Source organism: uncultured Ellagibacter sp., from assembly GCF_934636505.1.
Lineage (GTDB): Bacteria > Actinomycetota > Coriobacteriia > Coriobacteriales > Eggerthellaceae > Ellagibacter.
In genome coordinates, this window is record NZ_CAKUAL010000060.1 from 1 (window position 1) to 12,359 (window position 12,359).

At 57.5% G+C, this 12,359-nt stretch carries 12 protein-coding genes and 1 pseudogene; 8 read left to right on the forward strand and 5 right to left on the reverse strand.

Going from position 1 to position 12,359, the window contains the following annotated elements:
* The 4 genes from Q0G18_RS07315 to Q0G18_RS07330 all read left to right on the forward strand — a co-directional run.
* On the forward strand, nt 1–1,479 hold a 1,479-nt coding region (locus tag Q0G18_RS07315; RefSeq protein ID WP_297151399.1), incomplete at its 5' end, for a DNA polymerase.
* A 212-nt stretch (nt 1,480–1,691) separates the two neighbouring features.
* Nucleotides 1,692–3,227 (forward strand): helicase HerA-like domain-containing protein, encoded by a 1,536-nt coding sequence (locus Q0G18_RS07320; RefSeq protein WP_297151403.1) that lies wholly within the window; start codon nt 1,692–1,694, stop codon nt 3,225–3,227.
* A gap of 365 nt (nt 3,228–3,592) precedes the next feature.
* Nucleotides 3,593–4,726, forward strand: a complete 1,134-nt coding sequence (locus Q0G18_RS07325) for a hypothetical protein (protein WP_297151406.1) — start codon at nt 3,593–3,595, stop codon at nt 4,724–4,726.
* Nucleotides 4,727–4,737: 11 nt separating this feature from the next.
* Nucleotides 4,738–4,959, forward strand: a complete 222-nt coding sequence (locus tag Q0G18_RS07330) for a hypothetical protein (RefSeq protein WP_297151409.1) — start codon at nt 4,738–4,740, stop codon at nt 4,957–4,959.
* 72 nt (nt 4,960–5,031) lie between these two features.
* Here the strand turns inward: Q0G18_RS07330 and Q0G18_RS07335 are convergent, their stop codons facing one another.
* Complete coding sequence (locus tag Q0G18_RS07335; protein ID WP_297151412.1) at nt 5,032–6,108, reverse strand: alpha/beta hydrolase; 1,077 nt, start codon at nt 6,106–6,108, stop codon at nt 5,032–5,034.
* Nucleotides 6,109–6,245: 137 nt separating this feature from the next.
* Nucleotides 6,246–7,733 carry a LuxR C-terminal-related transcriptional regulator gene (locus Q0G18_RS07340; RefSeq protein WP_297151415.1) on the reverse strand — a complete coding sequence of 496 codons (1,488 nt, stop codon included), beginning with the start codon at nt 7,731–7,733 and terminating at the stop codon, nt 6,246–6,248.
* Between the two features lie 500 nt (nt 7,734–8,233).
* On the opposite strand from Q0G18_RS07340, the gene Q0G18_RS07345 reads away from it, so the two are divergent.
* Entirely contained in the window at nt 8,234–8,455 is a 222-nt protein-coding gene (locus Q0G18_RS07345) for a hypothetical protein (protein WP_297151418.1), read from the forward strand.
* Between the two features lie 353 nt (nt 8,456–8,808).
* Complete coding sequence (locus Q0G18_RS07350) at nt 8,809–9,945, forward strand: PDDEXK nuclease domain-containing protein (protein ID WP_297151420.1); 1,137 nt, start codon at nt 8,809–8,811, stop codon at nt 9,943–9,945.
* Between the two features lie 20 nt (nt 9,946–9,965).
* Here the strand turns inward: Q0G18_RS07350 and Q0G18_RS07355 are convergent, their stop codons facing one another.
* From Q0G18_RS07355 to Q0G18_RS07365, 3 genes are all read right to left on the reverse strand, one after another.
* Nucleotides 9,966–10,241, reverse strand: a complete 276-nt coding sequence (locus tag Q0G18_RS07355; RefSeq protein WP_297151421.1) for a hypothetical protein — start codon at nt 10,239–10,241, stop codon at nt 9,966–9,968.
* Nucleotides 10,242–10,280: 39 nt separating this feature from the next.
* The gene (locus tag Q0G18_RS07360; protein ID WP_297151424.1) at nt 10,281–10,958 is read right to left on the reverse strand and encodes a DUF3800 domain-containing protein; all 678 of its coding nucleotides are present in this window, start codon (nt 10,956–10,958) and stop codon (nt 10,281–10,283) included.
* A 169-nt stretch (nt 10,959–11,127) separates the two neighbouring features.
* A complete protein-coding gene (locus Q0G18_RS07365) occupies nt 11,128–11,562 on the reverse strand; it encodes a hypothetical protein (protein ID WP_297151427.1) in 435 nt (144 codons plus the stop codon).
* Nucleotides 11,563–11,756: 194 nt separating this feature from the next.
* Here Q0G18_RS07365 and Q0G18_RS07370 point away from each other — a divergent pair, with 194 nt between their 5' ends.
* Nucleotides 11,757–11,969, forward strand: a complete 213-nt coding sequence (locus Q0G18_RS07370; protein WP_297151430.1) for a YlcI/YnfO family protein — start codon at nt 11,757–11,759, stop codon at nt 11,967–11,969.
* Between the two features lie 5 nt (nt 11,970–11,974).
* A pseudogene (locus tag Q0G18_RS07375) lies at nt 11,975–12,359 on the forward strand (ATP-dependent helicase); the annotation flags it as partial.

Here is a 12,359-nt window from a genome sequence, read left to right on the forward strand (position 1 = left end):
CGGGTGTACCCCGCGGACACGGCGCAGGAGGCGCTTATCACCGACGAGGAGCTGTTCGCGGCGGAAGTGTTCGATGTGGGGCTTGCGGGCTACGTGATGAACTCGTCCGTTTCTGACTACACGCTCGCCTCGCTCGCCGACGAGTATCTGGGGGGCGCCCTTCCCGAGGTGAAGACCGACGAGGAGCGCGCCTGCGTGCTTGCCGCGGCGGCGCGCGCGCTCGAGGAGCCGCTTTCCCAGGCGCTCGAAGACGACGGGTCGATGCGCACGTACGCCGAGATCGACCTGCCGCTCGTGCCTGTGCTCACCGCGATGGAGCGCACGGGTGCTGCGATCGACGTCGCGCACCTCGACGAGATCGGCGAGCGCACGCAGGGTGACGTCGATGCCTTGCGCGCGAGGATCATCGAGCTCGCCGGCGAGGAGTTCAACGTCGACTCGCCCAAACAGCTCGGTCATATCCTGTTCGAGGTCTTGGGCCTGCCTCCGAAGAAGAAGACCCAGCGCGGATATTCCACCGACGCGAAGGTGCTCAAGGAGCTCGCCGAGGTTCACGAGCTGCCCGCGCTCGTCCTGCGCTACCGCGAGCTCGCCAAGATCAAGTCGACCTACATCGATGCGCTGCCCCGCATGCGCGCAACCGACGGGCGCGTCCATTCCTCGTTCAACGAGACGGTGACGACGACGGGCCGTTTGTCCTCGTCAGACCCGAATTTGCAGAACATCCCCGTGCGCACCGAGTTCGGCCGCCACATCCGCGAGTGCTTCGTGCCGCTCGACGAGGACTCGCTGTTCCTCTCGGCCGACTACTCGCAGATCGAGCTTCGCCTGCTCGCGCACCTGTCGGGCGACGAGCACTTGGTCGCGGCGTTCAACAGCGGTGCCGATTTCCATGCCTCGACGGCGAGCCGCGTGTTCGGCATCCCCGTCGAGGAAGTGACGCCCGAGCTTCGCTCCCGCGCGAAGGCGGTGAACTTCGGCATCGTCTACGGGCAGCAGGCATTCGGCCTCTCGCAGAGCCTCGGTGTGCCGTTCGGCGAGGCCAAGGATATGATCGACCGCTACTTCGAAGCCTATCCCGGCGTGCGCGCGTACCTGGACGCCACGGTTGAGCAGGCGCGCGAGCGCGGGTACGCAGAGACTATGTTCGGCCGCAAGCGCCACATTCCCGAGCTTCATGCGGGCAACGCGAACCTGCGCGGGTTCGGCGAGCGCACGGCGATGAACCACCCGATGCAGGGGTCGGCTGCCGATATCATCAAACTCGCGATGATCGAGGTGTCGCGCAGGCTGCGGGAAGAGGGCTTCACCGCGAAGCTGCTCATCCAGGTGCACGACGAGTTGGACTTCAGCGTGCCTCGAAGCGAGGTCGAGGCGCTCTCGGGCATGGTACGCGAGGTGATGGAAGGCGTCGTCGAGCTTAAGGTTCCCCTCATCGCTGACGTTTCGAGCGCCCCCACCTGGGCAGAAGCGCACTAGCGAGCCAGGGGAGGGCGTGCGCTCGTCGCGCCCTCTCCTCGGGCTGCGGTCGCGCGTGTGCTTCCACAGGTCCTCTCTCCCCGTGTGACCTCTGCCTGCCGTCACCCGTGTGCGTCCTTCGGTGCCTGCGTTCTTCGCCCTCCTTGCGCCTCTCGGCCGATTGCGAATCCGCGGTATAATGGGCCAATCTCAGCCGACCGCAAGGAGGACCCGTGCTTCAAAACGACAAGATTTGGATGGCGCAGGGCGAAAACCCCTGCTATCTGCTCCTCAACCAGGCAAATCGCCACGGCCTTATCGCTGGCGCTTCGGGCACGGGCAAGACGGTCACGCTTAAGGTAATGGCGGAAGGCTTCTCGCAGGCGGGCGTGCCCGTCTTCATGGCCGACGTCAAAGGCGACGTCACCGGCATGTGCCAGGCGGGCGTCGACTCCGAGAACATGCAGAAGCGCATCGCCAAGTTCGGCCTCGAAGGGTTCACCTACCAGGGTTGCCCCGCCCGTTTTTGGGACATGGACGGCGAGAACGGCATCCCCGTTCGCGTGACCGTCTCCGACATGGGCCCGGTCCTGCTCTCGCGCTTGCTCGGCCTCACCAAGGTTCAGGAAGGCGTGCTCAACATCGTTTTCCGCATCGCCGACGACAGACAGATGCTGCTCATCGACATGAAGGACCTGCGCTCGATGCTCAACTACGTGAGCGAGCACGCCAAGGAGTACACGACGACCTATGGCAACGTCTCGTCGCAGTCCGTGGGCGCCATCCTGCGCGCGCTCATCGCCGTTGAAGATCAGGGCGGCGACGTGTTCTTCGGCGAACCCGCGCTTGAGCTGGCCGATTGGTTCGCCTGCGACCCGAGCGGCCAAGGCTACGTCAACATCTTGAACGCCGCGCGTATCATCCAGCAGCCGCAGATCTACTCGATGTTCCTTTTGTGGATGCTCTCCGACCTCTTCGAGAAGCTCCCCGAAGTGGGCGACCTCGACAAGCCCAAGTTCGTCTTCTTTTTCGACGAGGCGCACCTGCTGTTCAAGGACATGCCGACCGAGCTGCTCAGCAAGATCATCCAGGTCGTCAAGCTCATCCGCTCCAAAGGCGTGGGCGTGTACTTCATCACCCAGTCGCCGAGCGACATCCCCGGCGAGGTTTTGGCGCAGCTTTCCAACCGCGTGCAGCACGGCCCGCGCGCCTATACTCCCGCCGAGCAGAAGGCGGTGAAGGCGGCGGCCGAGGCGTTCCGCGCAAACCCGAATTTCAAGAGCGAGGACGCCATCATGGAGCTTGGCACGGGCGAGGCGCTTGTGAGCTTCCTCGATGCGGACGGCAAGCCCTCCATCGTGGAAAACGCGAAGGTCCTGCCGCCGCAGTGCCTTATGGCCGCCGCGTCCGACGAGGCGAAATCCGCTGTGATTCAGGGGCAGGCATCGCTCATGGCGAAGTACGGCGACGCGATCGACCGCGAGAGCGCCTACGAGATGATCCAGGACGAGCGCGAGCAGAACGCCGCCGCCGAGGAGCTTGCAAGGGAGCGGGCCGAGCTCGAGGCGCAGAAGGCGGAGTTTGCCAAGCAGCAGGAAGAGGCGAAGAAGGCGGCCGAGAAGGAAGCCGAGCGTCAGGCGAAGGCCGCCGAGCGGGAGCGCCAGAAGCAGAAAGACGCCGTGGCTCGCGTCGCCACGAGCATCTTGGGATCAGCTAGCCGCACCGCCGCCAACCAGATTGTTCGCGGACTTTTCGGCACGCGCCGCTAGCTGTTGGCGCCGCGAGCACACGCTGCGAGCTAGCGGCGGGTCGCACCAACCTGATGCGCTCGCCGCGCCGCCGCCAGCCGCACACTGACGCCCTCCCGCGCGTGTCTCCAGCGGAACGCGCGGGAGGTTCGAGCGGGTCAGCACGCTGGTCATTAAACCATGCCGTCTAAAATAAAGTGGCGCTTTAGAATGGCCACACTTTTCAGCATTCAGCAAGCTCAAGCAATTCAACCGATCGAACGTGCTTTAAGGAAATAAGGTAAAATATTAGTGCAATCTGCGGTCTGGATGGACCGGGCCCTAACGGGCCAACCATTTGTGGCGCCTCGCGTAAGCGGGGCGCCAACTGTATAAAGCGGGGTTCGATGGAGAAAATCACGCTGCTGTACGGCACGTCCCTCTGGGAGGGCATAACGTATCATTCTGCTATGTCTGGTTGGTTTGGGGAGAGCCGCGCACTTGAGCAAACTGGCATGTTCCACATCATTTACTTTAACTACTACGATTTCATGCAGGGGAAAAAGCTCAAGATCGGCGTGAGCGAATGTATTCCAGCTCTTGAGAAGCTTGGCCTCCATGACGAAGCAAGGTACGTCTCGGGCCTTAAACCGAATAAACGGGATAATCCGATGCTTTTGCGGTGTCCTTATATGGATGAGGAGCATTACCGGCGGTTAGAACGCGAGCTGCGGAATTTTGGATATCGCCTTATGATCGATGGCTGGGAGTCGCACGCGTATAGCGACCTGCGCTACCACAGGGGACTTTCTACAGACGCTTACATGATTGAGTCTGCAAGGGCGGGCTCATCATTTGGACTCAGCTCATATTTCTCGGCTCAGCCGACCATCTACTTTGTGCGAGATGAGGATGGTCCGGCGAATCAGCTTAGATTCGAGGATTTCTATTTTATAGGGTCGGTGAACGGGGATGAATCGAAAAGAGTCGCTGACAGCTTCTCTAAGTTTCTCGGCGTAGACCAGGTGGGTGAAGTCTTCTTTGAAAAGTACGTCCCCTATGCAAGTTTCGGGAACAGGTCCATAGGCTGGTGCGTTTTCTTTTTTGATGGGGTTCCGTTCTACAAGAGCACGATCCATGACTGGCTGGCTGATTGGCATTCCATGCCGGAGCCTCCCGATAGCGTCATCGGCGCCTTCGCGGCGCAAATGGGATTGTTCGGGTCGTGCGACCTTGTGCTTACGGAGCGCGGCGGGTGGAAATGCTCGCGAATTATGGACGGGCAATTCACTGGCGCTTCGCTGGGAATGGATGATGAGGAGTATGCGAAAGCCTTCGTGAAAGTTCTTGAGGATACCCCGCATGTTTCTCCGAGTTGGTGCTTGACCGCACGCGTTAAGGGCAAGAATGCAGTTGGGGAAGACCGTCGAGTTGTTCATGGGACGAGGCATTTTCGCCTGGGACGAAGGTTTGGCTGCATCCCCCAAATTGGGAGGGACGCGTGGGGGCAATTGGAGTACCTCGCTATTCCGATAAACTGACGCGCATCGTCATGGATGCTGGGAAGCTGGAAGGCTTTGACGTGGAAATGGTCTACGACAAGGAGATTCTTGCGGCGCTTGCGCATCCGCGGCGCGCATGGCCGCTTAGCAAACTCGCTCCTGTGGAAGTTAGCAGGGGGACATGGGATGCGTCCAACGAGCGCCTTGAGAGAATCCTGGGATGCATCGGATGGCTGGATCAACTGGCGCAAGAAGAAGATACAACCAACTAAGGTGGGCCGCTGGTTGCATGGCAATGAACTGCGCAACCAGCGGCCTGTTAATCCTGTATAGCGATTATGCAGCTAGTTCTTTAGATGCTCGTTTAGGAAATTAACCATAATATCAACCACCTGCGGCTGATTGAACAGCGGGCCGCCGTGCGATGCGCCAGCTATTACGTAACGGTCGGCTTCGACTCCGGCATCGACCAGTCGTTTGTACAGCTCCATGCTGGCGACGGGGGAGACGAGTGTGTCTTTGTCGCCGTGCAGGATGAGGAAGGCGGGATCGGTCCCGTCGATATAGGTGAAGGGGCTTGCGGGTGCTGCAGTATCGGGTGTGTCAAACACGGATGCGCCCTTGTTGTTGCCGAAAGCTGTTCCGTTCACGAGCATGGCCTCAGTGGTTGCGGGAGAATGGTGACCCTGCTCGATCTCCTCCTGGAGACCTGCGCCGATAAGTGTTAGGTCTGACACTCCGTACAAGTCAATAACAGCGTTGACCTTCGAATCCTCGGAAGTGTTGTCGCCTTTTTCAAAGTCGACGATGTCGCCTGTCACGCCGAGCATCGTTGCGAAATACCCACCTGAGGAGTTGCCCACAGCCGCCACGCGGTTTTTGTCGATTTTGTAGGTGTCCGCGTTTGCCTTGAGCCAGCGCACTGCAGCTTTCACGTCGAGCAGAGGCTCGGGGAATTTGACGGTCGGTACGACTCGATGCTGCACCGAGGCAACGGCGTAGCCCGCTTCTGCGAAAGCCATGCGATGAACAATGTTGCCCTGGGGGTTCGAGCTCGTGAAGCCGCCTCCGTTTACGAAAACAACGAGCGGAAGTGTTTCTCCTTCGCCCGCCGAGGGCAGAAGAAGGTCGAGCTTGAGGTTGGTGGTGGCATTTGCCGCATTGACCGTCTTATAGACGATGCCCTGAATCTCGTTGATAGTGAGGTCAGTAACTTCTATGTTGAGAACATTGTCGCTTGTCGCCTCGGTGAGGGATGCGGATGCCGTGCCCGACGCAGCCTTGCTCGTGTCATTAAAAGGCTCAGCTGCGGCAGCCGTAGTAGTCTGTGTTGAGCAGCCGACCATGCTGGCTCCAACAGCTGCCATTCCCATGAAAGCGCCGGCTTTGAGCAAATCTCTCCGAGTCATAGAGTTGTCCATTAGTTTCCCCTTTCAGTTTGGTTTGTGCGTATCCCCTCGCACAGGTTGAAAGGTATGGAATTGGCGGCGAAAGTGCTACCCATAAAATATGGTAATTTCGATTATCACCAGGTCAAAAGAAGAATTTAGATACTCGATTAACGAGATGATTGCGATTGAACAAGGTCGATCACTTCTTGTTTTGAATGAACGTTAAGCTTGCGGTAGATGCTTTTCGTATGGCTCTGCACTGTTCCCCTCGCCAAGCACAGTTCCTCGGCGATGCGATTGACGGTGTACCCGCGTGCCACGAGGAGTGCGATGTCTGCCTCGCGCGGCGAAAGAAAGAAGCCACTGGCTAGCCAGGTACGCAACGCGTCGTCGCTATTCTGTGTCACAGGTTGAGTCGGTGAATCCGACGGTACGACGGGGGCTTCTGTATTGACGACCGAAGAAAGATTGCACTTCTTTCGGGAGCTCTCATCATTTGCTACCGGCATTCGGTCCTTAAACGATGGTAAATGCATCATGGCGAATAGTGCGAGGCACATGCCTGCTGCGGATAGGATGACGATTGATAGCATGCCGAGAATCGCGGCGATGGGTTCCGACGATTCTCTGGGAAACGCGATGGGGAGCAAATAGCGGGACACGATTGTGGTCAAGGAAGTAATCGCGAGAAACATCCCCGCTCCTCCAAGTTCTCCCCCTCGCTTCTCGGTCCAAAAAGATAGGAGTGAGATGAACAATGAGAACTGGAGACAAGTGTGGGTGCTTGCTGCGAACGGCATCGCGTTGTCAGTTAGAGCGAGGGCGAGCGAGCTCAGGATGAGGAGCGCTCCTAGGATGATCAAAATGATGCCTTGCTTAATTGGGAACGGCTTATGCAGCTTCATAATCCCCGCCATCGCGATGGCAATGAGAAATGAGAAAAGGTATGATTTCGGCGTTTCCAGTGTGGGCATATACCCAGTAGTTGGTGCGAACAGGCAAAGAGTCGGCGTGCTCGCGATGAGGCAGAAGCACGTTGCCGCAAGAACAATTATATTGGCGTGAGGGGAATATTGCTGGCGGAGGATGGCGGCGCGCTTTTCTTCTGGCTGTTTCGCAACGCAGTTTGCAAGTGCGAGAAGCGCAGAGGAGGCAAGTGGAAGCATTACGAGCGATGCTTTGACCGCGCTGTCGGGAAGGTACTCAATGCTTGCCGAAGCGAAGGAGGCGGCGAAAGAGATTGATGCAATGAAGCTCCAATTTTCGTGACTGGAAAGAAGATGAGAAAACCATCCGAGGGTGATTGCAGAAAAGCCTATGGCAAATGAGACGATTCCCGCGAGCTGCATGGCAAGGGTGAATGTCGACGTAAGTTGGGACGAGGAGAAAAGCAGTGCGGCTGCTATCGCGCAAGCGAATCCGGCAAGAAGTGAGGAGCTCGGGCGTGCTGATCGTATTGCACAGTGCGGGAATTGGTTGGCTTTTCGCAGCGCGAGAGCCGCGAGTCCTACTATAAGAATATTTGTTATGGCGTATGCCTCACGCCCATCGAGTCCAGTGGGGCTGGGAGTAAAAAATAGGTTTTGGAAATAGGGACCACGCAGCATCGGCCAATACAGCATAAGGCCTATTGTTACAGCGATAGTATTGTGCACTTTTCCTTCCCTCCAACCCTGATGGCTAATTGTAGCGCATAGACGGGAGGTCTTGATGGGGTTCCGTTCTACAAGAGCACGATCCATGACTGGCTGGCTGATTGGCATTCCATGCCGGAGCCTCCCGATAGCGTCATCGGCGCCTTCGCGGCGCAAATGGGATTGTTCGGGTCGTGCGACCTTGTGCTTACGGAGCGCGGCGGGTGGAAATGCTCGCGAATTATGGACGGGCAATTCACTGGCGCTTCGCTGGGAATGGATGATGAGGAGTATGCGAAAGCCTTCGTGAAAGTTCTTGAGGATACCCCGCATGTTTCTCCGAGTTGGTGCTTGACCGCACGCGTTAAGGGCAAGAATGCAGTTGGGGAAGACCGTCGAGTTGTTCATGGGACGAGGCATTTTCGCCTGGGACGAAGGTTTGGCTGCATCCCCCAAATTGGGAGGGACGCGTGGGGGCAATTGGAGTACCTCGCTATTCCGATAAACTGACGCGCATCGTCATGGATGCTGGGAAGCTGGAAGGCTTTGACGTGGAAATGGTCTACGACAAGGAGATTCTTGCGGCGCTTGCGCATCCGCGGCGCGCATGGCCGCTTAGCAAACTCGCTCCTGTGGAAGTTAGCAGGGGGACATGGGATGCGTCCAACGAGCGCCTTGAGAGAATCCTGGGATGCATCGGATGGCTGGATCAGCTGGCGCAAGAAGAGGAGGCAACCAACTAAGGCGGGCGTTGGTTGCGTAATTTGCGCTTTCTGCCATGTGTCGCCTTTGGTTTTAGCGTCCCACCTGAAAGTGATGGTGAGGGCGTCGGTATCTACCTTGAAACGCGCGAGGTCGAGGTCGTCGTCCCCGCCTTGGATGAGTGGAGGATCGCGCAAGCAGCTGCATCTTAGCGCACGAGTCTTGAATTGCTGCAGCGCGCAGGCTCTCGCCCTACTGTACTATGGCGCTATAATGCCTTGAAACGTATTTGCCTCGCATTTTGATTGACTGGAGTGCAGGCGATCGGGATGCGTAGGGGGCTCGTCTAAAGCAACTCGGAAAAGATCGCAAACGGCAAACCGGAGGTTTAGTCATGGCGTCTGAAATCAATGGGTATGGTGAAGCGGTCGAAGCTATAAAGGCTGCGATTCTGCAAGCGCAGTACGCTGCGGCTAAGAGCACAAATGCCCAGCAGCTGCAGCTGTACTATGCGGTGGGTGGATACCTTGCGCGCCTGAGTGAGCAACAACAGTGGGGCTCGGGAGCCCTTGATGCAATAGGCGAGCGTCTTCAAAGGGATTTGCCTGGTCTTCGCGGTTTTTCCGGCAGGAACCTCCGCTACATGCGGACGTTCTATTCGGAATGGTGCGACAGGCTGGGCGGGCTGCCCAATTTGGAACTTGCAAGTGCCGAATTGACGACTGCCGATGCAGTTGGAATTTGGAACTCGCAAGTTCCAGAATCCGGATCTTCTCCGTTGAATGAGTTCCTATCTATCGGATTCACCCATCATCGTTGGATTCTCTCGCTGGCAAAGACCCTCGACGAGCGCCTGTTTTATATCCACAAGTGCGCCGATGAGCATCTGAGCGTCGAAGCTCTCAAGCGCTCAATCAAAGCTGACGATTTTCATCACCAGGGCAAGGCTCCAAACAATTACCTCGCTACGCTGCCCAAAAGCCAGCAGGCCCTGCGCGCCATCAACACCTTCAAGGACGAATACCTGCTCGACTTCATCAACGTGGAGGAGCTTGGTGTTCGTGATGCTGAGGACATTGATGAGCGTGTGCTGGAGCAGGGCATTGTCCAGAACATCAAGCAGTTCATCATGACGCTCGGTAGGGGCTTCTCGTTCGTGGGCAATCAGTACCACCTCGACGCCTTTGGCGTGGACCAATATGTTGACCTGCTGTTCTTCAATCGCGATCTCAACTGCTTGGTGGCCGTCGAGCTCAAGCGAGGGCCGTTCAAGACTGCCTACCTAGGTCAGCTGTCCGGATACTTGCGAGTGCTAGACGACTATGAGCGCCGTAAACACGAGAATCCGTCCATCGGCTTGGTGCTCTGCAAGGATATGAACAGGGCGTTCGTCGATTACATCATTCAGGACTATAACAAGCCCATGGGCGTTGCCGCGTACAAGACCTCGGCAGACATGTCGAGCGAGCTGCTCGATGCCCTACCGCCCATTGACGGCTTGAAAGCGCTGTTGGAAGGCGATGGGGATTAATAACAATCGGGCGGGATCGCTTATTCAGCCCTCCACCTTATCTCTTCGCAGGTGACGAGGACGTTCGAGACGATTCGCTCCGGATGCAGGCGCTCCTCCTCGCTGAGGCCGCCGCAGTCGTCGTCGGCGAAAACCCAGCAGCCTCCGGTCGTCTTCTCGATGACGCAGCCCCACAAGGGATCGGGGTCGTTGTAATTGGAGAAGTTGAACACGTGCAGGTGCCTGAACTCCACCCGCACTTCCGGCCATGTGCCTCGCTTGGTTTTAGCGTCCCATCTGGCAACCAGAGGCTTCAAAGGTGGTTATCTCCTCTTCCCGACGGCCACCCGGCGCTCTTAGAGGAACTTTTTCCTGTCCAGTTGTTTCTCGAACGACTGCTTGAAGCTACGGCGGTTTCCGAAAAAGCGTTCATGCGTCTTGGTTGGTTTACCGGCATCGTAGGCATCGGAGGCTCGAGCAATAGTGCAGATGTAATCTGCGACCTGGAGAAGCCTGCGAGCATTCGGGTCTGCATCGCGGTAATCGGCAACGTTTTTTGCGAGTACATAATCTAGTGCATCATGAAGCGCGATATTGACTGCGCTCTGTCCGTTGTCGTAATACACTGCAATCGTTTCGAATTCTTGAAAGAAAGCTAGGCGCGCGAAGACAAGAGATGCAAGGTCGCGTCTTATCCTCGCTTCGAGCTCATTCCTATTGTGCACGTTTGAAGTGTCGTACTGCAAAGTAAAGAAAGAAATGGGCAGTTCGCGCACAAATCGAGCAAATTGTGCGAGCAATCGCTTTCTATCGCCAGGGGTGACGATGCTGTACCTTTCATTTCCGTGCAAGAGGTCCTTTCCGTGAAAAGGCACGTCAGGGAGATCAGCAGCGGCCAGGCGCTCTTCGTAGCGATTGATAGGCGTTGCTATATCCGAGGAATGGTCATGGAGAACGACCGCAACGATGTACCGACCCTCCGAAAGGTCTTGATTGCCCGATTCGTCGATATGCAGATTTAGGTGATTTGCCAAAATTTCCTCGAGATAGTCGATACGAAAAAGGCGAGGTACGAACCTCGCCAATCTGACACCTGCAAGGCGCAAGGCCTTTTCGGTGGACTCAGTATCGCACTAAACGACCCGCTTCTTCAAGACTTTTTTCGATTGCGCAACGCGTTCCCCGGTTGAGTTCCTTCGCCCCTTATTCAGCCCTCCACCTTATCTCGTTGCAGGTGACGAGGAGGTTTGAGACGATTCGCTCCGGATACAGGCGCTCCTCCTCGCTGAGGGCGTTGCCGTTGTCGTCGGCGAAAACCCAGCAGCCTCCGTTTGTCTTCTCGATGACGCAGCCCCACAAGGGATCGGGGTCGTTGTAATTGGCGAACTTGAACACGTGGAGGTGTCTGAACTCGACCTGCACTTCCGGCCATGTGCCTCGCTTGGTTTTAGTGTCCCACCTGAAAGTGATGGTGAGGGTGTCAGTATCCACCTTGAAACGCGCGAGGTTGAGGTCGTCGTCCTCGCTTTGGGCGAGTGGATCGTAGGAAAACCCTGCGACGTACCAATCGTGGAATCCATCAACGTGCTCCATGAGGAGTTCAACGTCCTCTTCTGTTGTTAGCTTGATCCAGCCCATGCTCGCCTCCCAGAGATGCGCTTGGCGGTTTCTTCGGCGTTGCGACAAACGAATCCTTCGAGTTAATACCGCGCTTGCGCCGCGATACATCACGCCGCAGCGCATCGTTTCTCGTCGCATCGCGTCGTAACGCTATAATAAATCGAAATAACTCGAAACGCATTTGTATTGCGATTTGAACGATGGGAGCGCAGGTGCCTAACAGTTACAAGGAGCTCATCAAGGGCAACCCAGACGAGACTGAAATTCGCAGCTTCCTCGTTGGCGGCGACCAGGTCTCCGTGACCCTGCGCATTCCCGACACCTTGCGCGACGCGGCGAAGGAGGAGGCGGCCCTGCGGGGCATGAGCTTCTCCGCCTTCGTGCGCACGTGCATGATCGAAGAGCTCGCGAAGAAGGGGGCATAAAATCCATGCAGCCAGACTTCTTCGACAACAGGGCGCGCATCGTCAAGGACGACCTCGTCGCCAATATTGCCGGCGGCGACCGCGTGGCGATAGCCGCGTCGGTGTTCTCCATGTACGCCTACCAGGAACTTGCCGAGCAGCTCGAGGACATCGACGAGCTGCGCTTCGTCTTCACGTCGCAGGCGTTCACCAAGCAGCGCCCAGCGCGCGAGAAGCGCGAGTTCTACATCCCGCGCCTTTCCCGCGAGCAGGGCCTTTGCGGCACCGACTTCGAGATCAAGCTGCGCAACGAGCTCACGCAGAAGGCCGTGGCCACCGAGTGCGCCGACTGGATCCGCCGCAAGGCGCGCTTCCGCTCTTTCGAGGGCGAGGGGCGCATGAGCGGCTTTC

Bases quoted from the DNA above. Each gene is read 5' to 3' on its own strand.
- Q0G18_RS07325 (WP_297151406.1), top strand. From the start codon at position 3,593: ATGGAGAAAATCACGCTGCTGTACGGCACGTCCCTCTGGGAGGGCATA.
- Q0G18_RS07335 (WP_297151412.1), bottom strand. From the start codon at position 6,108: ATGGACAACTCTATGACTCGGAGAGATTTGCTCAAAGCCGGCGCTTTC.
- Q0G18_RS07350 (WP_297151420.1), top strand. From the start codon at position 8,809: ATGGCGTCTGAAATCAATGGGTATGGTGAAGCGGTCGAAGCTATAAAG.
- Q0G18_RS07365 (WP_297151427.1), bottom strand. From the start codon at position 11,562: ATGGGCTGGATCAAGCTAACAACAGAAGAGGACGTTGAACTCCTCATG.
- Q0G18_RS07330 (WP_297151409.1), top strand. From the start codon at position 4,738: ATGGATGCTGGGAAGCTGGAAGGCTTTGACGTGGAAATGGTCTACGAC.
- Q0G18_RS07345 (WP_297151418.1), top strand. From the start codon at position 8,234: ATGGATGCTGGGAAGCTGGAAGGCTTTGACGTGGAAATGGTCTACGAC.